Genomic DNA, 21,237 nt, shown 5'->3' on the forward strand with positions numbered 1-21,237 from the left:
CTGCTCCTTTCTCGTCGGTACCTCCACTTTGCAAGTTGACGCTACGTCAATGTCAAGAGGCGAAACCGACCTCGACCTCGACCGTGTCGCGCTCGGTGTACATCTGCCACAACCGCGCGCCGAGCTCGGCATTGCCGATCCGCGGCAGTACCAGCCCGGCGGGCACGAGGTCGGGGTCGGCGTCGATGACCGACTGGACCGCGCTGTTCTCGATGAGCGAGCCGATGGCGAACAGCCCGACATAGACGCCGCTGCCTTCCACTTCGCGTGCCAGCTGCCGCACGTAGGCGCGCTGGGCCCCCAGCGCGACCCCGACATTGGCCAGGTAGGGCTGCAAATACTCCTCGGAGGCGCCGGAGGTGAACAGCAACGTGCCACTGCCGCGGGCGAGCATCGCGGGCAGCAGAGCGCGGGTGAGAAGGATCGGCGAGTGCACCTTGAGCGCGATCGGCAGCGCGAGGGACGGCAGGTCGACGTCGATGGTCGTGGCGCTGCGGACCGACATATCGGCGGCCGCCGAATGCAGCGCGACGTCGATCGGCCCCAGCTTCTCCTCGACCCGGCCGATCACGTCGAGCACTTGCGCGGGATCGGTGACGTCGGCGATGAACGGTTCGGCGTCGATGCCCTCCGCACGCAGGGCCGCGGCCCGTTCTACCGGGTCGCGGCCGATCACCGCGATCCGAAAACCGTTGCGGCCGAAGTGTCGTGCTGTCCCGGCGCCGAGTCCTGGTCCGTAGCCGAAGATCGCGAGCGTGCTCATCCGATACCCCTAAGTTGAGTGTTGGTTCAAGTTATGCCGAACGTAGCACTGAGTTGAACCCATGCTCAAGATATTTCGGCCATCGGATTTGTAGGATCAGCGGATGCCCGAGGACAAGCCGTTGCGCAGCGACGCCGAACGCAACCGCGTCGCGCTGGTGACGGCAGCCCGCGAGATCTTCGAAGAACGCGGGCTCGACGCCCCGCTCAAGGACATCGCCGCCCGCGCGGGCGTCGCGATCGGCACCCTCTACAACCGCTTCCCCACCCGCGACGCACTGATCGCCGCCGCCGTCGCCGACCGGCTGGAAGCGGGCGGCCGGGTCGCCGAACAAGCACTCGACATCACCGACCCGTGGGAGTCGTTCGTCTTTCTGGTCGAGAAGATCTGCGAACTCCAGGCGTCCGACCGCATTCTCGGCGACCTCGCCCTGCGAAATCCCCCCAGCGCCGCCGTCGAGCACGCACGCGAATACGGCCACAGCCTCATGCGCCGCATCATCGTCCGCGCCCAGGAAGCCGGTGCCCTTCGCCCGGACTGGACCCTCGAGGACATCGCCTTCATCACCTGGTCCCACATCAGCGTTCTCGCCGCCACCAGCACCGTCGCCCCCGACCTCTGGCGGCGCAACCTCGCCCTCATCTTCGACGGCCTACGCGCGAAAGCCGCGCACCCCCTGCCGGTTCCGGCCCTCACCGAGGACCAGTTGATGCAGGCGATGCGCGGCTGACCCGATCAGCGCTCAGACCCGAACTGTCGCCGAAACCAGCTCCGATGCACCCGAATTCACGGTCGGCTCGGCATCAGTGCGCCACTCGGCCGGATCCGGCGCCACACCCGCAGGCGAATCCTGTTCTCCCGCCACATCTGCGACGGGGCCGTCGACAGACTTGGACGGCATCTGCCCGAAGACGGTAGCCGCGAGCGCGACACCGAGGCCGAGGATCTGCAGCGCGGTCAGCGCCTGACCCAGCGCGATCCAGCCGATCACCGCGGCCGACACCGGACTGAGCAGACCGAGGAAGGACACCGAAGTCGCCGGCACCCGCGAGATTCCGCGGACCCACAGCCAGTAGGCCAGCGCGGTGCCGATGATGCCGAGGTACAGGTAGCCGCCGACGGCCTCTCCGTCGAGCGCGGGCGGCGCGCCTTCGATGAGCAGGGCGAGCGGCGCGATGAACAGCCCGCCCGCGGTGAGCTGCCACCCGGTCATCGCCAGCGGGCCGACACCGTCGGGACGTCCCCACTTCTTGGTGAGCACGGTTCCCGCGCCCATCGAGGCCGCACCGGCGAGACCGGCGACCACACCGAGGAGATCGAGTTCGACGCTGCCACGGAGTACGACCAGCGAGACGCCGAACACCCCGACGACGCCCGCGATCACCTTGCGCCGCGTCGGCGCTTCGGCCAGCAGCACCGCCGCGAATCCGAGCGCGAACATCGGCGCCACCGCGCCGAGTACCCCGGCGACACCACCGGGCAGCCGGTACGCGGCCAGGAACAGCAGCGGGAAGAACGCGCCGATATTGAGCACGCCGAGTACCGCGGCCCGACCGAGCCACTTGCCGTGCGGCAGCACCCTGGTGAGCGCGAGCAAGATCAATCCGGCGGGGAGCGCGCGCATGAGCGCCGTGAACAGCGGCCGGTCCGGGGGCAGGTATTCCGTGGTCACCGCGTAGGTGGAGCCCCACACGATCGGCGTGAGAGCCGTGAGCGCGAGGGTGCCCGCGTAGCCGGTGGAGCGGGTTGCGGTCGTCATGTTCACTCCTGATTGATAATCTCAACGTTGAAATATCTACTCGCCCAGGTATCTCTGCGTCAAGTAGATGAACATTAAGAGTTTCAACCGAGAGGAAAACGCAGATGCGCGACGCGGTCGACCTGATCACCGAGCACTGGAACATCGAGCGCCCGGATGTCGACGTGTCACCGATGGCGATCGTCGGCCGGATCACCCGGCTCTCGCGTGTCCTCGAACAGGATCTGAAACGCTTCTTCGCAGGTCATGGCCTGGAATTCTGGGAGTTCGACGTGCTCGCCACGCTGCGTCGCTCCGGCGGCGAGACCGGCCTCACCGCCGGTGCGCTCAACCGCGCCGCCATGGTCACCTCGGGGGCCATCACCAACCGGATCGACCGCCTGGCCGCGAAGAACCTGGTCCGGCGCGTCCCCTCCCCCGACGATCGCCGCTCGGTCTTCGTGCGGCTCACCGCCGAGGGCCGCGAACTCGTCGACCGGCTGCTGCCGCTGCATGTGGCCAACGAGCAGCGCCTGCTCTCCGCCCTCGGCGCCACGGACCGCGAGCAGCTCGCCGACCTGTTGCGCACCCTGGCCGTCGCGCTGGACGACACGACGCTCGACTGACCCGACCCACGCGGAGCGGCCCAGCGTTTGCGGCCGTCTACTCCCCGTCGTGCACACCGGGGACGGCGACTGGGCCGTGTGGTACCCCATCCACGGCCGGGCTGCGTGGTACCCCGATGTGTGCGCCGGGCGCAGCGGGATTCACCGGACCGTGTACCGGCTCGCCCCTGACCTCGGCATCCGAAGGGAACTGCACGCCTTGCGGATTGCCCGGTGAAACGACCTGGGGGACAGCGCCTTCCGGCATCGTCAGCGTGGGCCGGCCCGAAGCCGTCGCGGGCAACTGGTCACCCGCGTCCGGAACGAGCTGGAGCAGCGTGGAGAAGTCGACGACCTGCGCGCCGAGCGTCTTCGTCGCGACGATCACACCGTTCGTGTACAGCCGATACGTGCCCGCCCGTTGCGGCAGCAGCATTTCCGGACCGATCGGCTCGCCCACCGAACTGCTCGCACCGCCGATCCGCCGGTACTCAGTGTCGATCACCGACTCACCCGCCAGTGCCTCGATGGTCAGATCCGGCTGGGCGGGTGCCGCGGGAACCACTGGGGCGGGCGCGGATTCGACAAGTTCGCTGGGCGCCGGTCCGACCTCGAAGGTCTGAATATCGGCCGGCCTACCGCCATCCGGCGCCGCCGAGTATTCCGAGCGCAGGATCTGCCCGTCACGCAGTAACACCGTGCCCGTGGTGGCGGCGACGGCCTCGGTACTGCGCGAATCCTCTTTCACCGTACCGGGATACGCCTGGCAGTCGGTGGTGTCGCAGGTCTGCGCGTAGGCGTAGCGACTCTCGGCGAGCGCGTAGGAGCGGGCCGCGATCGCTTGCGCGCGTAGGGCTTCGAAGGCGCCCTGGTCTGCCCAGTTGGCCTGCATTTCCGCGGGTAGTACGCCGGCTAAATAGTCGTCTAGGTCCACCTGGTTGACGGTGCGGAAGGACTCGCCTTCGAGCGCCACCCCGAGCGCGCCGCGGTAGGCGGTGCCGCCGCAGAGGGTCAGATGTTCGTCGGCGGGTCTGCCCGCACCGGCGCCGACCGGGTAGACGAACGGATCGTCGGTCGCGGCCTGCCACAGAACTTCGCCGTCGCAGCCCGCGGTCACCACCACGTTCGCCCCGCCGTCGGGCAGCGGGGTGAGATGGGCCGCGTCGCCGGGTCCGATCGTGCGACCGGCGACCTGCGCACCGGCGGCGGCGAAGGTGTCGAGGGTGGCGTCGTCCTGCGCCTGGAGCCGGACACCGATCGTTGTCGGGCCGATTTGCCCGAGATCAGCCCCGGGGTAGTAGTGCCCGAGAATCTCCTCGGCCGTCCAGCCCGCCCGCGCGTTGTCGAAGGCCCCGACCTGACTCATGCCGCGACCGTGTCCTGCCCCGACGGTAGGCGTGATCTGCCCCGGCACGATCTGCCACAGCCCGATCGCCCCGGCCATCGCCAGCACAGTTCCGCTGACCAGCACCGGCAGCGGCACGGTCCGGATCATCGGCACGGCCCGGCGACGGGTGCCACGGCCGGTACTGCGGGTGATCTTGGTGTCCGCTCTCATACTGCGCTCCCACGGTTTCGCGGTTCGACCGGCGGAGCTCGCGTCGGCATGTCGTCGTCGCCTAGCGGGATCCGAGGGCTACATTCGAGCAATCACATAAGTCTCGAGTTGAGGTTGAGATGTGTGACGTATGTTAACTAGTGTGATGCGTGAGGTTAGAGGAAGCAAGCATCACATGCGCGGAAAAACACGAGCTCGACCCGATAGGAGTCGCACGTGCGATACCGAAAGCCGAAACGTTCCTACGTGCTCCCGGTGGTCACGACCCTTGTTGTCGCCGCACCGATCGGCGCGTTCGCCCTCAGCGACTCGACCGACTACCGCAGCGCGAACGATTCCCAGGTCGCGGCCGTGCCGACGCAGCTGGCCGAGGTCGCGCTGACCTCGGCTCCCGACATCACGGTCCCGCTGCGTGACCTGACCGGCCTCGACCTGCCCGACCTGCACCTCTCGGACCTGCGCATGTTGCAGCTGCCGAGCTCGATCCCGATCCCCCCGGGATTGCCGGTGCCCCCGGGCGTGGCGCTGCCCACGGAGATCCAGCTGCCGCAGCTGCCGACGAAGCCGCAGCCGACCCCGACGCAGCAGGCCACGCCGGGCGCCGCGGCACCTGGGGCCGCAACGCCTGCGCGCCCCCCGGTCCCGAGCACATCGGTCCCGACCGCGCCGCCTGCGCCGCCTGCGCCGGCCGCGACACCCCAAGCCCAACCTCCCGCGCCGGGCGCACCCGCTCCGGGCGCACCCGAAGCTCCCGCCGGAGCCACGCCGACCTCGGCCACACCGGCGCCCGCCGCCCAGCCTCCGGCCGCGCCCGCGACCGGCGCCCCGGTGTCCCGAAGCCGTTCCGGTGGAGCCAAGTTCATCGCCGACCCGGAAAACCTCGAACCCGGGACGACCCCCGACACTCCCGCCCTCTCGCCGGGCGCGGTCGGCGCGGACGTCATCGACCAGGTGGGCGCGCAGGTCAAGGAACTCACCCAGGACACCCCGTTCAGCATGGTCGCCGTCACCGCCCGCGATATGGCGAACACCACCACCAAGCTGCGAGCTCGCCAGCTCGACGGCAACTGGGGCCCCTGGTACAACGCCGATCCGGTCGATACCAGGGCCACCGATCAGACCCCGGCCGACGCACCCACCGGCACCGAACCGATCTACGTCGGCGAGACCACCGCGGTGCAGATGCTGGTCACCCGCAAGCCCACCGCGGGCCCGGACCACGACCCGGCCCACCTCACCGAGGCCGCGCTCAAGGCCGTCCTGATCAATCCGGGGCGGGCCGCGATCGATGCCGCGCTCAACGACGTCGCCGCGGCGCTGCCCGGTGGCGGACCGAGGGTCATCACCCGCGCGCAGTGGGGTGCCGACGAGTCGATCCGCTGCGAGGAACCCACCTACGACGACGGCGTCGGCGGCATCACCGTGCACCACACGGCCGGTCGCAACGACTACAGCCGCTCCGAGTCCGCGGGCATCGTCCGCGCGATCTACGCCTATCACGCCGAGACGCTCGGCTGGTGCGACGTCGGCTACAACGCCTTGGTCGACCAGTACGGCCAGATCTTCGAGGGCCGCTACGGTGGCCTCGACCGCGCGGTCCAGGGCGCGCACGCGGGCGGATTCAACGAGAACACCGCGGGTGTGGCGCTGATGGGTAACTACGAGACCGAGGAGCCGAGCAACGAGGCGATCAACGCGATCGGCAAGTTCATCGGCTGGCGGGCCAAGCTCGCCGGGATCGATCCCAAGGGCACGACCACGATGTACTCCGAGGGCACCGAGTTCACGCCGTACGCCCAGGACGAAGCGGTCGATCTGCCGGTGGTGTTCGCCCACCGCGATGTCGGCAACACCGACTGCCCCGGAGACGCCGCCTACGCGCTGATGGATCGCATCCGCGGGATCGCGGCGGGCAATTCCGGCACCTACACCTCGCCCCCGACGGTGAACCGTCCGCCGAGCCAGCAAGCCCGTGCACCGCAGGGCAATATGGCCGAACTGGGCGCGATGGTGGACAAGTTCCTCGGCCTGTCCGTCGACAACGCGATCGCCAAGCACTGGGTCGCCAAGGGCGGGGTCGACGGTCCGCTCGGCGCACCGCAGTCGGACCTGATCTCGGGCGCGCAGGGCCGCCAGTACGCGAAGTTCGCCAACGGTTTCGTCTATTCGGGCGAGGGCGGTCAGGTATTCGAGGTGGTCGGCGCGATTCTCGACAAGTATCTGAGCCTGGGCGCCGATTCGGGCGTCCTCGGCCTGCCGACCGCGAGTTCCTATCTCGTCCCGAACGGTCTACGCACCGACTTCCAGCACGGTTCACTGGTGCTCAACGAGCTCACGGGCATCGTCACGACGTTCTGGAAGACCTACGACGAGACCTACAAGCAGGAGATGAACGGTCAGCCGAAGCCGGGTCAGGCCCCCACCGCCCCGACGCTCGGACTGGCGGTTCCGGCGCCGGCGCCGGCCGACCCACAGGTCCCCGCGGAACCGCAGGCCCCACCTGTACCCGCTGAACAGATCCCCCTCGAGCAGGTTCCGGCAGACCCGCCGGCTCCCGAACCCGCCCCGATCGGCTAACCCCCGGTCACGGCGAAGAACGGCCGGTGCACCCTCCGAGCGAGGGGCACCGGCCGTTTTATGGAGCGCTGGCGCTATCTCCACCAGCGTTCGAGGACCATCGCCACACCGTGGTCGATATTGCTGCCGGTCACCTCGTCGGCCGCCGCCCGGGCCTCGGGATGGGCGTTGCCCATCGCGACGCCGTGCCCGGCCATCGCCAGCATCGGTACGTCGTTGGGCATGTCGCCGAAGGCGACGATCGACGAATGTTCGGCGCCGATCCGGCGCGCGACCTCGGCCAGCCCGGACGCCTTCGTCACCTGCGGCACCGCCAGCTCGATCAGCCCGCTCTCGGTGGAGTAGGTGATCTCGGCGCGGTCGCCGATCAGCGGAGCCAGCGCCGCGCGCATGTCGGAACTGCGGGCCGAACTGAGCCGGATGAGCATTTTGATCGCGGGTGAGTCGATCACCTCGGCGTGTGAGACGACGGTGTCGTCGGGGTTGAGCCAGGCGTGTTCGTAGGTCGGTGAGCTGACGAACTGCGGGGTAACGGCGTCGTGCGCGCTGGCCCCGACCCGCTCGGTGGCCAGGCCGCAACCCGGCAGCGCGTGCTCGGCGATGTCTGCCAGCCAGCTCAGGGTCTCGACGTCGAGGGTGTGGCTCGACAGCACCCGATCGGTGGCGCTGTCGTAGATGACCGCGCCGTTTCCGCAGATGGCGAGCGGTGCGTACCCGAGTTCGCTGACGACCGGGTCGATCCAGCGCGGCGGGCGGCCGGTGGCGAGCACGAAGGTGGCGCCGTCGGCGACGAGGGCCCCGACGGCCGCTTTGGTGCGCGCCGAGATCTTGTCGGAATCGTCGATCAAGGTGCCGTCGACGTCGCTGGCCACCAGCAGCGGTTTCGGGTGCAGGTGCGTCATCCCATCTATCCTGCCGCACGTCGCCACGCGGGGACGCCGGACTGTCCCTATGATCAGGGCCTGATTACCCGATCCAGAGGGGACTGATGACCGGCTTCTTGTTGCGGCGCACACTCAACTACGTTGTGCTCCTTCTGCTGGCATCATTTCTGACGTTCAGCCTCGCATCACTCACGTTCAACCCGCTCGAGAGTCTCGAGCAGCGCAACCCACGCCCGCCGCAGTCGGTGATCGACGCGAAGGCCGACCAGCTGCATCTCGACGAGCCGATCCCACAGCGCTATCTCACCTGGCTCGGCGGCGTCGTGCAAGGAGATTTCGGGACCACCCTGGCCGGGCAGCCGGTGAGCGAGGAACTGGGCAGGCGGGTGGCGGTGAGTCTGCGGCTGCTGATTCTCGGTTCCGTCATCGGCACCGTGCTCGGCGTGCTGATCGGTGCGGCGGGGGCGATCCGGCAGTACAAGTTCAGCGACTATTTCTCGACGGTGCTGTCGCTGCTGATCATCTCGACACCGATCTTCTTGCTGGCGACACTGCTGAAATACGGTGCGCTACAGATCAATACGATGACCGGTTCACAGATCTTCCTCTACACCGGCGAGACGTCGGCCACTCAGGTCAACGGTTTCTGGAACGAAATGGTCGACCGCGCACAACATCTGGTACTGCCGACCCTGGCGCTGGCGCTCTACGGCATGGCCGGCTACAGCCGCTACCAGCGCAACGCCATGCTCGACGTACTGCAGAGCGACTTCATCCGAACAGCGAGAGCCAAGGGCCTCAGCCGTAATCGGGCCCTCTACAAACACGGCCTGCGCACCGCGCTGATTCCGATGGCCACCCTGTTCGCCTACAGCCTCGGCGGCCTGATCACCGGCGCCACCTTCGTCGAGAAGATCTTCGGCTGGCACGGTGTCGGCGAATGGCTGGTCGATTCGATCAATGCCCAGGACCTGTACGTCGTGGTGACGGTGACGGCGTTCGCCGGCCTGGTGGTGCTGGTGTCGGGCCTGCTCTCCGATGTCGTCCTTGCCCTGCTCGACCCGAGGGTGCGTGTCTCATGACCGAAACCGAACTCATCGCCGTCGGCGCACCCGAGGTCGCCGCCGCCGGGCGTCGCAAACTCGTGTGGCGCCGTTTCCTGCGCAACAAGCCCGCTGTGGTCGGCGCGGTGATCCTGGTGGTACTGCTGGTCGCCAGTTTCGCGCTGCCGCCACTGCTGCCGTGGGACTACCAGCAGATGGACTACAAGGCGCTGCTGAAACCGCCGAGCCTCGAGCACCCGTTCGGCACCACCCAGATCGGTCAGGACGTGCTCGCCCAGACCATGCGCGGCCTACAGAAGTCACTGATCATCGGCTTCTGTGTGGCGATCTGTTCCAGCGTCATCGCCGCGACAGCGGGTGCGGTGGCCGGGCTGCTCGGCGGCTGGACCGACCGCGCGATCATGTGGTTCGTCGATCTGCTGCTGGTGGTCCCCAGTTTCATCATCATCGCGCTGTTCGCGCCGCGCACCAAGGGATCCGGATCGATCGCGATCCTGATCGTGCTGCTGAGCGTCTTCGGCTGGATGATCGCCGCGCGCATCGTCCGCGGCCTCACCTTGAGTCTGCGTGACCGCGAATTCGTCCGCGCCGCGCGGTATATGGGCGCACCGACTCGCACGGTGATCCTCAGTCACATCGTCCCGAACATCGCCTCGATCCTGATCATCGACACCACCCTGGCCGTCGGCGCGGCGATCGGCGCCGAAACCGGTTTGAGCTTCCTGGGTTTCGGTGTGCAGCCGCCGGACGTCTCGCTGGGTTCACTCATCGCGGCGGGCACCAAATCGGCGCTCACCTATCCGTGGCTGTTCCTGTTCGCCGGTGGCCTGCTGATCACGATCGTGTTGTCCGCCAACCTGGTCGGCGACGGCCTGCGTGACGCGTTCGACCCCGGTGCCCGCGGTGCGCGTAAGTCGCGCAAGGAGGTCGCCGAGCACAAGGACCAGGCGCAGGTGGAGTTGAAGAAAGCCGAGAAGCGATGACCGCGTCGACCGCACCCCTGCTCGAGGTCACCGACCTGCGGGTCTCGTTCCCCGGCGAGGAAGGCCGCGTCGAGGCGGTGCGCGGGGTGAACTACACCGTCGCCGACGGCGAGGTGCTCGCCATCGTCGGCGAGTCCGGTTCGGGCAAGTCGGTGTCCTCGCTCGCGGTGATCGGCCTGCTGCCCGACCAGGCACGGGTGCAAGGATCGGTGCGCCTGCGCGGCCGCGAACTGCTGGGCCTGGGCGACAAGCAGATGTCGAAGCTGCGCGGTTCCTCGATCAGCATGGTCTTCCAGGATCCGCTCTCCGCGCTGACACCGGTGTACCGGATCGGTGATCAGATCGCGGAAGCTCTGCTCGCGCACGGCGAGATGAGCCGCAAGGACGCGGGCGAGCGGGCCGTCGAGCTGCTCGAGCTCGTCGGCATCACCGATGCCAGGGCCCGTTCCAGGGCGTTCCCGCACGAGTTCTCCGGCGGTATGCGACAGCGCGTGGTGATCGCCATGGCCATCGCCAACGATCCCGCGCTGATCATCTGCGACGAACCGACCACCGCGCTCGACGTGACGGTGCAGGCCCAGATCCTCGCACTGCTGCGCAAGGCGCGCGATATCACCGGCGCGGGCGTCATCATGATCACCCACGACATGGGCATCGCGGCCACCGTCGCCGACCGGGTTGCCGTGATGTACGCGGGCAAGGTCGTCGAAACCGCACCGGTCGCAGAGCTTTTCGCGGCGCCGCGCATGCCGTACACCGTCGGCCTGCTCGGCTCCATCCCGCGCATGGACGGCCCGCCGCGCACCCCGCTGATCCCGATTCTCGGCGCCCCGCCCGCCATGCACGCCCTGCCGCCCGGTTGCTCGTTCGCGCCACGGTGCCCGGTCTCGATCGGCGACTGCACCGCCGCCGAACCTCCGCTGGAGAAGGTGAGCCCCGGTCACTCGGTCGCCTGCATCCGCACCGCCGAGGTCGGCACGCACCAGCTCTTCGAGGCCTACCGCAAGGAGATCCCGGCCCCGGCGCACCCCGACCGCACCGACGACGACGTGGTCCTGCGCGTCACCGACCTGGTGAAAACCTTCCCCCTCACCTCCGGGGTGCTGCTGCGCCGCCGCACCGGCGAGGTCCGCGCGGTCGACGGCATCAGCTTCTCCGTGCGCGCCGGCCGCACCCTGGCGCTGGTCGGCGAATCCGGTTCGGGCAAGTCGACCACCCTGTCGCAGATCATGGACCTGGCGCCCCCGCAGTCGGGCAGCATCGAGGTGCTCGGCAACGACGTCGCCACCCTCACCAAGGCGCGCACCCGCGAGATCCGCCGCAAGATGCAGATCGTCTTCCAGGACCCCAGCTCGTCGCTGGACCCGCGCCTGCCGATCTTCGACGTCCTCGCCGAGCCACTGCGCATCGACGGCCGGTCCCGAGAAGAGGTCAACCGGCGGGTGCCGGAGCTGTTGCGGCAGGTCGGGTTACGTCCCGAGCATGCCGATCGCTACCCCTCGGATTTCTCCGGCGGCCAGAAGCAGCGCATCAGCATCGCCCGCGCGCTGGCCCTCGACACCCAGCTGCTGGTCCTCGACGAACCCGTCTCGTCGCTGGACGTGTCGATCCAGGCCGGCGTCCTCAACCTGCTGCGCGACCTACAGGCCGAGCACGGACTGTCCTACCTGTTCGTCTCCCACGACCTGTCGGTGGTGCGCAACCTCGCCCACGACATCGCGGTGATGCTGCAGGGCAAGATCGTCGAATCCGGTCCGGCCGAGCAGATCTTCGCCGATCCTCAGCACGAATACACGCGCTCGCTCATCGCGGCCGTACCGGAACCCGTCGTCAGCGGCTGAGAACGTCGGTCCAGCCGAAAGAGGAGGCGCCATGAGAACCCGTCGAATGCAAGCAGGGCGTAGTGCTCGATTGCGATGTGCTGCCGTGGTGGTGGCTGCCGGGATGATCGTGGCGGGTTGTGGGGGTGGCGACGAGTCCGCGACCGGGCTGAGCGATGCGATCGGGTCCACCAGCGACGTCAACCCCAAGGGTGTCGACGAGCTGCGCGAGGGCGGCAACCTGCGCTTGGCGACCACCTCGTACCCGGCGAATTGGAACACGCTGTCCAACGACGGAAACGAAGCCGAGATCGCCGAGATCGTGCGCCCGATGATGCCGCGCTCTTTCGAGATCGATGCGGCGGGCCAGCTCAGCGTCGACACCGACTATTTCACCGATGTTGCGCTGACCAGCACCGACCCGATGCAAGTGACGTACTCGATCAACCCGAGTGCGGTGTGGTCGGACGGTTCACCCATCACCTGGGAAGATATCGCCGCCCAGGCGAACGCGCTCAGCGGCCGGGACAAGCGCTACCTGATCGCGATCACCAACGGCTTCGAATTCGTCGAGAAGGTGGAGCGTGGCACCGATGACCGCCAGGCAGTCCTCACCTTCAGCACCCCTTTCGCAGACTGGCGCGGCCAGTTCGCGGGTAACAGCACTCTGTACCCCAAGTCGGTGACCAGTACGCCAGAAGCCTTCAACACCAGCCTCGTCGATGCGATCAGCCTCACGGCTGGTCCGTTCGTCGTCACGAACACCGATCGATCGCAAGGCCGAATCGTCTTGGGCCGCAACCCGAAATGGTGGGGCGACAAGCCGGTCCTCGACACCATCACCTACAGCGTGCTCGACCGCACCTCTTGGGTACAGGCTTTGCAGAACAACGAACTCGACCTCGCCCAGCTCGCCACCATCGACGACGTGAAGACAGTCGGCGGCACGGAGAACCTGGTCATCCGCAGGGCCCCCGGTAATCGCTGGCGCCACATCACCTTCAACGGCGCGCCCGGTTCGATCCTCGCCGATCCAGCTGTCCGCGTGGCGATCTCGAAGGCGATCGACCGACAGGGCATCGTTTCGGCCATCCAGAACGGACTCGTCGAGAATCCCCGGCCGCTGAACAACCACGTTTTCCTCCAGGGCCAAAAGGGCTACCAGGACAACAGCCTCGGCTACGACCCGGACGCAGCGTCCCGCGAACTCGATGCCCTCGGCTGGGTCCGCACCGGCGACAGCCGCACCAAGGACGGTCGCAAGCTCGTCATCCGCGACGTCATGTACAACGACCCGACCTGGGTCCAGATCGCGCAGATCATCCAGCAGAACCTTGCCACCATCGGCGTCGAACTCACCATCGACACCAAGCCCGCCACAGGCTATTTCACCGACGTCATCCAGCCCGGCGATTTCGATGCCGCGCAGTTCACCTTCCAGGGCGACCCTTTCCCCCTCGCCAGCCTGCGCCAGATCTACTACTACGACCCGAACGACCTCCAAGGCAACTTCGGTCGCATCGGATCCCCTGAACTCAACGCGCTCATCGAACGCACACTCACCGAGCTGGATCCGCAAAAGTCCACCGAGCTCGCGAACCAGGTCGACCGCAAGGTATTCGAAGAAGGTCACTCCCTCCCCCTGATGCAGTCCGACGGCAGCTTCGGCGCCCGCACCACCCTCGCCAACATCGGCTCCCCCGGATTGGCAACGTACGACTACACCAAGATCGGCTTCGTGAAGTAACCCACGCAGCGAAAACTGAGGAAAGGAGCGGACCATGCGGATTCGTTCATTGACCACCCGCCTGGCAATCCCCCTCGTCATCGTCAGCATGATCGCTGCCGGGTGCAGTTCCGATGACGACAGCCCGGCCGAGGGCCACGCCGCACTCGGCACCACGAATGACATCAACCCGAAGGGTGTCGACGAGCTGCGTGACGGCGGCAATCTGCGACTGGCACTCACCTCCCTGCCGGAGAACTGGAATGGCCTGCACAACGACGGCAACGACGGCGATACCGGTGCACTGCTGCGGCCGGTGATGCCACGGGCATTCATGACCAACGCCGCTGCCGAACTCACGGTCAATACCGACTACTTCACCGATATCCAGCTGACCAACACCGAGCCGCAGCAGGTGACGTACACGATCAATCCCCAAGCGGTGTGGTCGGATGGATCGCCGCTGACCTGGGAGGATATTCAGTCCCAGGCCAACGCGCTCAGCGGAAACGACAAGGCGTTCCTGATCGCCAACAACGCGGGCTTCGATCGGGTCGAGAAGGTCGAGCGTGGCGTCGATGATCGGCAGGCGATCATCACCTTCAAGAAGCACTATGCCGACTGGCGCGGCCAATTCGCGGGCAACTCCTTCCTGTTTCCCAAGACCGCAACGGCGACCCCGGACGCATTCAACAACAGCCAGGTCGACGCGCTCGGCTTGTCCGCGGGGCCGTTCATCGTCCAGTCCGTCGACCGGGGGCAGAGCCGGGTCGTCCTCGGCCGCAATCCGAAGTGGTGGGGCGCGACCCCGAAGCTGGACACGATCACCTTCAGTGTGCTCGACAGCTCGGCTTTCGTTCCCGCGCTGCTGAACAACGAGATCGACGCGGTCGGAATCGGCAGCCGTGACGAACTGAAGTCGGCGCAGAGCACTCCCGGCGTCGCTATTCGCCGCGCACCGGGAAACAGCTGGGGTCACTTCACCTTCAACGGCGCATCCGGATCGCTACTCGCCGATCAGGGCGTGCGCGTGGCGATCTCGAAGGCGATCGATCGTCAGGGCATCGTCAACGCGATGCAGAACGGGCTCGTCCAGGACCCCCAACCGCTGAACAATCACATCTACCTGCGTGGCCAGGACGGCTACCAGGACAACAGCCTCGGTTTCGATCCTGCGGCCGCGGCGAACGAACTCGATGCGCTCGGGTGGAAGCTCAACGGCGAGGTGCGCGAGAAGGACGGCCGCAAGCTGGAGATCCGCGATGTCATGTACAACGACCCGAGCAATATCCAGATCGCGCAGATCATCCAGCAGAACCTCGCCCAGATCGGCGTCAAGCTGACCATCGAGACCAAGCCGGGGGCCGGCCTGTTCAGCGATGTCCTCCAGCCGGGCAATTTTGATGTAGGCCAATGGTTCTGGGGCGGCGATCCGTTCCCGCTCAGCAGCCTGACCCAGATCTATGGCGACTACCCGAACGACATCCAGGGCAACTACGGCCGCATCGGATCTCCCGAGCTCAACGCCCTCATCGAACAAACCGTCTCGGAACTGGATCCGGTGAAAGCCAAGGAACTGGCCAACCAGATCGACCGGAAGGTCTTCGAAGAGGGCCATTCGCTGCCGCTGTTCCAGTCCCCGGGCAATGTCGCGGTTCGAGACAACCTCGCCAACTTCGGCGCGGCAGGCCTGGCGTCCTACGACTACACCAAGATCGGCTTCGTCAAGTAGGCGAACTGTTGTGCCGCACTCGTGCAGCAAATCTGAGGAAAGGAGCGGTCCATGCGAATTCGTTCGATGACCACCCGCCTGGCAATCCCCCTCGTCATCGTCAGTTTGATCGCTGCCGGGTGCAGCCAAGGTGAAGAAAACACCGGCGAGGGCGAAGCGGCCCTCGGCGCGACCAGTGACATCAATCCGAAAGACGTCAGCGAACTTCGCGACGGTGGCAATCTGCGACTGGCGGCCACAGCGCTGCCGCAGAACTGGAACAACCTGCACACCGACGGGAACGACTCCGGTACCTCGTCATTGCTTCGTCCAGTGATGCCACGGTCGTTCACCACCGACGCGTCGGCGAATTTTTCGGTCAATACCGACTACTTCACCGATATCCAGCTGACCGGAACCGAACCGCAGCAGGTCACCTACACAATCAATCCCAAAGCGGTGTGGTCCGACGGCACACCGATCACGTGGGAAGACATTCAGTCCCAAGCCAACGCGCTGAGCGGCAGGGACAAAGGCTTCCTGCTCGCCAACAACAGTGGCTTCGACCGGGTGGAGAAGGTCGAACGCGGCGTCGACGACAGGCAGGCGATTCTCACCTTCAGCAAGCACTACGCCGATTGGCGTGGCCAATTCGCGGGCAACTCCTTCCTCTACCCCAAGAGCGCGACCGCGACGCCGGAGGCTTTCAACAAGAGCCAGGTCGACGCGTTGGGACTGTCGGCGGGTCCGTTCGTCATCCAGTCCGTCGATCGAGCACAGGGGCGTGTCGTCCTCGGACGCAATCCGAAATGGTGGGGCGCAACCCCGAAGCTCGACACGATCACCTTCAGCGTGCTGGACAACGCCGCGATGTTGCCTGCCCTGCAGAACAATGAGATCGACGCGGTCGGTCTTGCCAACCGCGACGAGTTGAAGACCGCGCGCAGCACCCCCGGCATCGCGATCCGTCGCGCGCCGAGCAACCAGTGGTCGCATTTCACCTTCAACGGCGCACCCGGGTCGATCGTGGCGGAACAGGGGGTTCGCGTCGCGATTTCGAAGGCGATCGACCGCCAGGGCATTGCCAACGCCATCCAGAACGGCATGGTCGCGGAACCCAAGCCGCTGAACAATCACGTCTACCTGGCCGGCCAGAAGGGCTATCAGGACAACAGCCTCGGCTTCGATCCTGCCGCCGCGGCAAACGAACTCGATGCCCTCGGGTGGAAACTCAACGGCGAGGTGCGCGAGAAGGACGGCCGCAAGCTGGAGATCCGCGATGTCATGTACAACCAGGACGTCTGGGTGCAGATCGCGCAGATCATCCAGCAGAACCTCGCTCAGATCGGCGTGAAGCTGACCATCGAAACCAAGGCGGGCCAAGGGTTCTTCACCGACAACATCCATCCGGGCAACTTCGATGTGGGCCAGTGGTCGTGGGTGGGTGACCCGTTCCCGCTCAGCAGCCTGAATCAGATCTACGGCTACAACCCGGACGACATCCAGGGCAACTATGGTCGGATCGGGTCGCCGGAACTCAATGCTCTGATCGAGCAGACCGTATCCGAACTCGATCCGAACAAGGCGATCGAGCTGGCCAACCAGGTCGACCGGAAGGTCTTCGAGGAAGGCCATTCCCTTCCGCTGATGCAATCACCCGGCAATCTCGCGGCCCGCGACACCCTCGCCAACTTCGGTGCGGCAGGCCTCGCCTCCTACGACTACACCAAGATCGGCTTCGTGAAGTGAGCACGGAAGTCTTCCTGAAGTGAGCGACGGCCCGGCGCGCGCACTCACCTATCCGCTGCTCGTCACGAGCGGCACCCTGGCGGTGATCGCCGCGTGGGTGCCGTTCGCGGATGTCGATCAGCTGAGTGCGCTCGCCGTGGTCGCTCTCGCCGTACTCGCCTATACCGCGTATCAAGGCGGACTTGCCTTCGGGGTCTTCCCGACGGGGCTGGTTGCGACAGGGACTGTGCGCGGTAGGCGGGTTCGGCAGCAGTATCGGCTGGTCAGCCGGTCGTGGCTGGAGATCAGCAGTGGTGATCGGATGGTGTGGCAGCCGGTGTTCTATGAGCCGTCGCTGTCGGTGCTCACTCCGGCCGAGCTGGAGCTGACCGGTCGATCCATTCATGAGGGGGACACGCGATTCTTCCCCTCGGGGCGTGTGCGCACCACCGAGCCGGCGGGCAAGCTCGTGGACAATCCCTCCCGGCCCATCGATCCGCCCACGTTCGGGATCGCCCGCCGTCTGGTCCTCGACCTTCAGCAGGCGGTCGGCGCTCCGCTAGTCGGCCTGCTGTGGATCTATGTCATGAACGGCGGAATCGGCGCGTTCGTCGCCACCACGACGGTCGCCGCCGCCACCTTCACCTGGCTTTCCGCCATCCGGGGCTCCGACCCCAGCTAGACCACCGGGCAGCTTCGCCACCCTTCTTTCCTGATCCAACTGGTCTGACCACTTGACCTCTTACCGCCGAGGGCGCATCATCGGGGTATGGCATGGACTCCCGTGGTGAAGCGCTCGGTTTCCGGTGATGTGTTCGAGCAGATCGCCGCCGAGGTGCTGGGCGGGGAGCTGGCGGCGGGAAGCACGCTGCCGAGTGAGCGGCAGCTGGCCGAGGCGCTGGGGGTGTCGCGGCCCGCGGTGCGGGAGGCGTTGCAGCGGTTGGCCGCGGCGGGACTGGTGGCCGTTCGGCAAGGCGAGGCGACGACGGTGCTCGACTATCGGCGCAGCGCCGGGCTGGAAGTGCTTCCGCGACTGCTGCTTCGGGGTGATTCGATCGATCCCGCGGTCGCTCGCAGCATTCTCGAGGCGCGGCTGCACAACGGGCCGAAGATCGCCGAGCTGGCCGCCGCGCGGGTTCGATCGCGAGGGGCGGACGATCCGCGCGTCGCGAGCGACCTGGCGCTGTTGGGCGACTCCGTCGATTCCCTTGTCGCCGAATCGGATCCACTCACCCAGCAAAGAATCGCCCTCGAATTCTGGGACCACATCCTCGACCTCGCCGATTCGATCGCCTTCCGGCTGATGTATTCCATGCTGCGCGCCGCCTACGAACCCGCCCTGGCCGCGCTGGCGCCGATCATGTCCGCCGAAGTGGGCAATGGCGTCGCCTATCGAGACCTGGCCGCCGCGATCGCCGCGGGCGAGCCGGAACGGGCCGCCGACACTGCCCGAGCACTGCTCGGGCCGGCGACCACCGCCCTGATCCATGCCCTCGACGGGGCATGATCCGCCCGAGGAATGACATGACCGATCACCGTCCGACAACGACGTCGCACGATTCCGAAGAATCCCGTGCGACCGAAACCCGCCGAACCCCTGATCGTGGCTCGCCACGGTCGATCCGGCGCAGCATGCCCCTGAGCGAGGCGGCCCGCGAATTCCTCCGGCATCCGTCACCCTGGATGATCGCCGCGGTCTTCGTGGTCGCGGCGAATACCCGCATCGCCATCGGCGACTGGCAGCTCACCGATGCCCTTGTCCCCGTGGTGATTCTGGCCGCGTTCCCGCTCATCGAGTGGATCATCCACGTCACCGTGCTGCACTGGCGTCCACGGCATCTCGGCCCGCTGACCCTCGACAGCGAGCTGGCCCGCAAACACCGCGAGCACCACGTCGACCCGCGTGACATCCCGCTGATCTTCATTCCGCCGAAGTCGCTGCTGCTCACGATCGTCGCCCTGGTCGCGATCGCCCTGCTCGCCTTCCCCCGCACCAGCCTCGGCCTCACCTTCCTGCTGACCATCACCACACTCGGCCTGCTCTACGAGTGGACGCACTACCTGATCCACACCGACTACAAGCCGAAACACGCCCTGTACCGGGCTGTTTGGCGTAACCACCGCCACCACCACTACAAGAACGAGCACTACTGGTTCACCGTGACCACCTCCGGCACCGCCGACCGCCTCCTGGGCACCGCCCCCGACCCGGCCACGACACCGACCTCCCCCACGGCGCGCAACCTCCACGCCGGCTAGATCCCAGGCATCACCTCGGGGCAGCACTCGGACCCGGCTCGCACCATCAGGCGAGCCGGGTTTTTGCTTGACACATTAATACCCTAGGGGGGTATGGTACCGAGCACGGGACGCACTCCGCTCGAAAGGACGAAAGTCGTGACTACGCAATCGCAATCCACCCGGAAGTGGTGGGCGCTGGCGGTGATCGCCGCCGCGCAGTTCATGGTCATCATGGACACCTCGATCATCGGGATCGCGCTGCCCAAGATGCAGGCCGAACTCGGATTCACGCCGGGCAATCTGACGTGGGTGTTCAACGCCTACGTGATCGCGTTCGGCGGTCTGCTGCTACTCGGCGGCAGGCTCTCCGATCTACTCGGCGCTCGCCGGGTATTCGCCGCGGGCTGGGTGGTGCTCGGCCTCGGCTCCGTCATCGCCGGTGCCGCGGGCAATGTCGGCGTCGAGCTGGCCGGTCGGGCGATCCAGGGTGGTGGTGCGGCGCTGATCGCGCCTTCCGCACTCACGCTGCTGATGATGCTGTTCGGCGGCTCGCCCCAGGAGCTCACCAAGGCGCTCGCCGTGTATGGCGCGGCCGCGCCCGCTGGCGGTACCGCGGGCGTGTTCCTCGGTGGCGTGATCACCGAATACATCAGCTGGCCTTGGGTTTTCTACATCAACATTCCGATCGCCGTGCTGGCGCTGATCGCCGTGCCGCTGCTGATGCCCGCCGCTCCGTCGCGCAAGGGGTCCATCGATATCGCCGGATCCGTCACTGTGACAGCCGGTTTGGCGGCCGCGGTGTACGCGATCGTGCAGGCACCGGAGGTCGGTTGGGCCTCGGGTGAGACCTGGGGTGTGCTGGCGCTGGCCGCCGCGCTGCTGGCCGGCTTCGTCGCCATCCAGTCCCGGCGTGGCGAGCCGCTCATGCGGCTGAGCATCTTCCGCGCACCGAACCTGGCCGCCGCCAACTTCGCCCAGTTCGCGCTGGCCGCCGCGTGGGTACCGATGTGGTTCTTCCTCAACCTGTACCTGCAGCAGGTGCTCGGGTACAGCGCGTTCCCGTCGGGTGCGGCACTACTGCCGATGACCACGCTGATCATGCTCGGCATGGTGGTGCTCGCCCCGAAGGCGATGCAGCGTTTCGGTGCGAAACCGATGATCGTCACCGGCCTGATCGTGCTCGGCCTCGGCCTCGGGGTGATGTCGCTGGTGCGGCCGACCGGCAACTTCTGGATCGACGTGCTGCCCGCCTCGCTGATAGCCGCAGGGGGTATGTCGCTGGCCTTCATCCCCTCGCTCGGCACCGCCATCTCGGCGGCACGACCCGAGGAAGGCGGGCTGGCCTCGGGCATCGTCAACGTCAGCTACCAGGTGGGTTCGGCGCTCGGCCTGGCCGCGATGACGGCGGTGGCCGCCGCATTCGGCGCGAGCGAGCTCGGCGACGCCTCGGCACTGACCGACGGCTATTCCGCGGCCTTCCTGGGGGCGGGCGTGCTCGCCCTGGCAGGCGCGGGGATCACCGCGGCGACGATGCGGACCCCGGCCGCCGACAAGGTCGGCGCGACTGTTTGACAAAGTACCCTAGGGGGGTATGGTAATGATTGAGAGCGAAACGAGGAGAGTTCCATGAGCACCACCACTGTCACCGTCACCGGCATGACCTGCGGCTGCTGCGTCAACAAGGTCCGCGACAAGGTCGGCGCCCTACCCGGCGTCACCGGTGTCGATGTCGACCTGGCCGCAGGCTCGGTAACCATCGACGGCACCGAGCCCGAACGCACCGCCCTCGCCGACGCCGTAGCCGCGGCCGGCTTCCAGCTCGCAGACTGAACGGATACG

18 protein-coding genes are annotated in these 21,237 nt (G+C 66.9%); 14 read left to right on the forward strand and 4 right to left on the reverse strand.

The genetic code is table 11. The annotated features are described in order from the left end of the window. Positions 1 to 52 precede the first annotated feature (52 nt). On the reverse strand, positions 53 to 763 hold the full coding sequence (locus ACWF99_RS18945; RefSeq protein ID WP_378637977.1) for an SDR family NAD(P)-dependent oxidoreductase: 711 nt from the start codon (positions 761 to 763) through the stop codon (positions 53 to 55). A 103-nt stretch (positions 764 to 866) separates the two neighbouring features. On the opposite strand from ACWF99_RS18945, the gene ACWF99_RS18950 reads away from it, so the two are divergent. Then, the gene (locus ACWF99_RS18950) at positions 867 to 1,493 is read left to right on the forward strand and encodes a TetR/AcrR family transcriptional regulator (protein WP_378637974.1); all 627 of its coding nucleotides are present in this window, start codon (positions 867 to 869) and stop codon (positions 1,491 to 1,493) included. A gap of 12 nt (positions 1,494 to 1,505) precedes the next feature. Here ACWF99_RS18950 and ACWF99_RS18955 read toward each other — a convergent pair whose 3' ends face one another. Continuing rightward, positions 1,506 to 2,522 (reverse strand): EamA family transporter, encoded by a 1,017-nt coding sequence (locus tag ACWF99_RS18955; protein WP_452536987.1) that lies wholly within the window; start codon positions 2,520 to 2,522, stop codon positions 1,506 to 1,508. Positions 2,523 to 2,626: 104 nt separating this feature from the next. On the opposite strand from ACWF99_RS18955, the gene ACWF99_RS18960 reads away from it, so the two are divergent. Beyond that, entirely contained in the window at positions 2,627 to 3,127 is a 501-nt protein-coding gene (locus ACWF99_RS18960) for a MarR family winged helix-turn-helix transcriptional regulator (protein ID WP_378637969.1), read from the forward strand. Positions 3,128 to 3,164: 37 nt separating this feature from the next. On the opposite strand, the gene ACWF99_RS18965 is transcribed toward ACWF99_RS18960, so the two are convergent. Further along, a complete protein-coding gene (locus ACWF99_RS18965; protein ID WP_452536988.1) occupies positions 3,165 to 4,664 on the reverse strand; it encodes a SpoIID/LytB domain-containing protein in 1,500 nt (499 codons plus the stop codon). A gap of 216 nt (positions 4,665 to 4,880) precedes the next feature. Here ACWF99_RS18965 and ACWF99_RS18970 point away from each other — a divergent pair, with 216 nt between their 5' ends. Next, entirely contained in the window at positions 4,881 to 7,241 is a 2,361-nt protein-coding gene (locus ACWF99_RS18970) for an N-acetylmuramoyl-L-alanine amidase (RefSeq protein ID WP_452536989.1), read from the forward strand. 74 nt (positions 7,242 to 7,315) lie between these two features. Here the strand turns inward: ACWF99_RS18970 and ACWF99_RS18975 are convergent, their stop codons facing one another. Then, positions 7,316 to 8,143 carry an HAD family hydrolase gene (locus tag ACWF99_RS18975; protein WP_378637961.1) on the reverse strand — a complete coding sequence of 276 codons (828 nt, stop codon included), beginning with the start codon at positions 8,141 to 8,143 and terminating at the stop codon, positions 7,316 to 7,318. A gap of 86 nt (positions 8,144 to 8,229) precedes the next feature. On the opposite strand from ACWF99_RS18975, the gene ACWF99_RS18980 reads away from it, so the two are divergent. From ACWF99_RS18980 to ACWF99_RS19030, 11 genes are all read left to right on the forward strand, one after another. After that, positions 8,230 to 9,207 carry an ABC transporter permease gene (locus ACWF99_RS18980; protein WP_378661275.1) on the forward strand — a complete coding sequence of 326 codons (978 nt, stop codon included), beginning with the start codon at positions 8,230 to 8,232 and terminating at the stop codon, positions 9,205 to 9,207. Next, positions 9,204 to 10,172: an ABC transporter permease gene (locus ACWF99_RS18985; protein WP_378637957.1), complete on the forward strand. Its 969-nt coding sequence runs from the start codon at positions 9,204 to 9,206 to the stop codon at positions 10,170 to 10,172. Before ACWF99_RS18980 ends, ACWF99_RS18985 begins: the two co-directional genes overlap by 4 nt. Further along, entirely contained in the window at positions 10,169 to 12,013 is a 1,845-nt protein-coding gene (locus ACWF99_RS18990; RefSeq protein WP_378637955.1) for an ABC transporter ATP-binding protein, read from the forward strand. The genes ACWF99_RS18985 and ACWF99_RS18990 overlap by 4 nt, the downstream gene beginning before the upstream one ends. A gap of 31 nt (positions 12,014 to 12,044) precedes the next feature. Beyond that, a complete protein-coding gene (locus tag ACWF99_RS18995) occupies positions 12,045 to 13,739 on the forward strand; it encodes an ABC transporter family substrate-binding protein (RefSeq protein WP_452536990.1) in 1,695 nt (564 codons plus the stop codon). Between the two features lie 34 nt (positions 13,740 to 13,773). Continuing rightward, positions 13,774 to 15,450, forward strand: coding sequence for an ABC transporter family substrate-binding protein (locus tag ACWF99_RS19000; RefSeq protein WP_452536991.1), 1,677 nt, complete (start codon positions 13,774 to 13,776; stop codon positions 15,448 to 15,450). Between the two features lie 51 nt (positions 15,451 to 15,501). Beyond that, positions 15,502 to 17,178 (forward strand): ABC transporter family substrate-binding protein, encoded by a 1,677-nt coding sequence (locus ACWF99_RS19005; RefSeq protein WP_452536992.1) that lies wholly within the window; start codon positions 15,502 to 15,504, stop codon positions 17,176 to 17,178. Between the two features lie 19 nt (positions 17,179 to 17,197). After that, positions 17,198 to 17,839 (forward strand): hypothetical protein, encoded by a 642-nt coding sequence (locus ACWF99_RS19010; RefSeq protein ID WP_452536993.1) that lies wholly within the window; start codon positions 17,198 to 17,200, stop codon positions 17,837 to 17,839. Positions 17,840 to 17,926: 87 nt separating this feature from the next. After that, positions 17,927 to 18,664, forward strand: a complete 738-nt coding sequence (locus ACWF99_RS19015; protein ID WP_378637936.1) for a FadR/GntR family transcriptional regulator — start codon at positions 17,927 to 17,929, stop codon at positions 18,662 to 18,664. Between the two features lie 125 nt (positions 18,665 to 18,789). Further along, entirely contained in the window at positions 18,790 to 19,416 is a 627-nt protein-coding gene (locus ACWF99_RS19020) for a sterol desaturase family protein (RefSeq protein WP_452536994.1), read from the forward strand. A gap of 138 nt (positions 19,417 to 19,554) precedes the next feature. After that, positions 19,555 to 20,970, forward strand: a complete 1,416-nt coding sequence (locus ACWF99_RS19025; protein ID WP_452536995.1) for an MFS transporter — start codon at positions 19,555 to 19,557, stop codon at positions 20,968 to 20,970. Positions 20,971 to 21,024: 54 nt separating this feature from the next. Next, positions 21,025 to 21,228, forward strand: a complete 204-nt coding sequence (locus tag ACWF99_RS19030) for a heavy-metal-associated domain-containing protein (RefSeq protein ID WP_101464960.1) — start codon at positions 21,025 to 21,027, stop codon at positions 21,226 to 21,228. Positions 21,229 to 21,237 lie beyond the last annotated feature (9 nt).

The organism is Nocardia sp. NPDC055002 (assembly GCF_053608825.1).

Excerpts from the sequence above, each read along its gene's own strand:
- ACWF99_RS18995 (WP_452536990.1), top strand. The coding sequence starts at position 12,045 with ATGAGAACCCGTCGAATGCAAGCAGGGCGTAGTGCTCGATTGCGATGT.
- ACWF99_RS18960 (WP_378637969.1), top strand. The coding sequence starts at position 2,627 with ATGCGCGACGCGGTCGACCTGATCACCGAGCACTGGAACATCGAGCGC.
- ACWF99_RS19000 (WP_452536991.1), top strand. The coding sequence starts at position 13,774 with ATGCGGATTCGTTCATTGACCACCCGCCTGGCAATCCCCCTCGTCATC.
- ACWF99_RS18985 (WP_378637957.1), top strand. The coding sequence starts at position 9,204 with ATGACCGAAACCGAACTCATCGCCGTCGGCGCACCCGAGGTCGCCGCC.
- ACWF99_RS18990 (WP_378637955.1), top strand. The coding sequence starts at position 10,169 with ATGACCGCGTCGACCGCACCCCTGCTCGAGGTCACCGACCTGCGGGTC.
- ACWF99_RS18950 (WP_378637974.1), top strand. The coding sequence starts at position 867 with ATGCCCGAGGACAAGCCGTTGCGCAGCGACGCCGAACGCAACCGCGTC.
- ACWF99_RS18975 (WP_378637961.1), bottom strand. The coding sequence starts at position 8,143 with ATGACGCACCTGCACCCGAAACCGCTGCTGGTGGCCAGCGACGTCGAC.
- ACWF99_RS19015 (WP_378637936.1), top strand. The coding sequence starts at position 17,927 with ATGGCATGGACTCCCGTGGTGAAGCGCTCGGTTTCCGGTGATGTGTTC.
- ACWF99_RS19005 (WP_452536992.1), top strand. The coding sequence starts at position 15,502 with ATGCGAATTCGTTCGATGACCACCCGCCTGGCAATCCCCCTCGTCATC.
- ACWF99_RS18945 (WP_378637977.1), bottom strand. The coding sequence starts at position 763 with ATGAGCACGCTCGCGATCTTCGGCTACGGACCAGGACTCGGCGCCGGG.
- ACWF99_RS18980 (WP_378661275.1), top strand. The coding sequence starts at position 8,230 with ATGACCGGCTTCTTGTTGCGGCGCACACTCAACTACGTTGTGCTCCTT.
- ACWF99_RS19030 (WP_101464960.1), top strand. The coding sequence starts at position 21,025 with ATGAGCACCACCACTGTCACCGTCACCGGCATGACCTGCGGCTGCTGC.
- ACWF99_RS18955 (WP_452536987.1), bottom strand. The coding sequence starts at position 2,522 with ATGACGACCGCAACCCGCTCCACCGGCTACGCGGGCACCCTCGCGCTC.
- ACWF99_RS18965 (WP_452536988.1), bottom strand. The coding sequence starts at position 4,664 with ATGAGAGCGGACACCAAGATCACCCGCAGTACCGGCCGTGGCACCCGT.
- ACWF99_RS19020 (WP_452536994.1), top strand. The coding sequence starts at position 18,790 with ATGCCCCTGAGCGAGGCGGCCCGCGAATTCCTCCGGCATCCGTCACCC.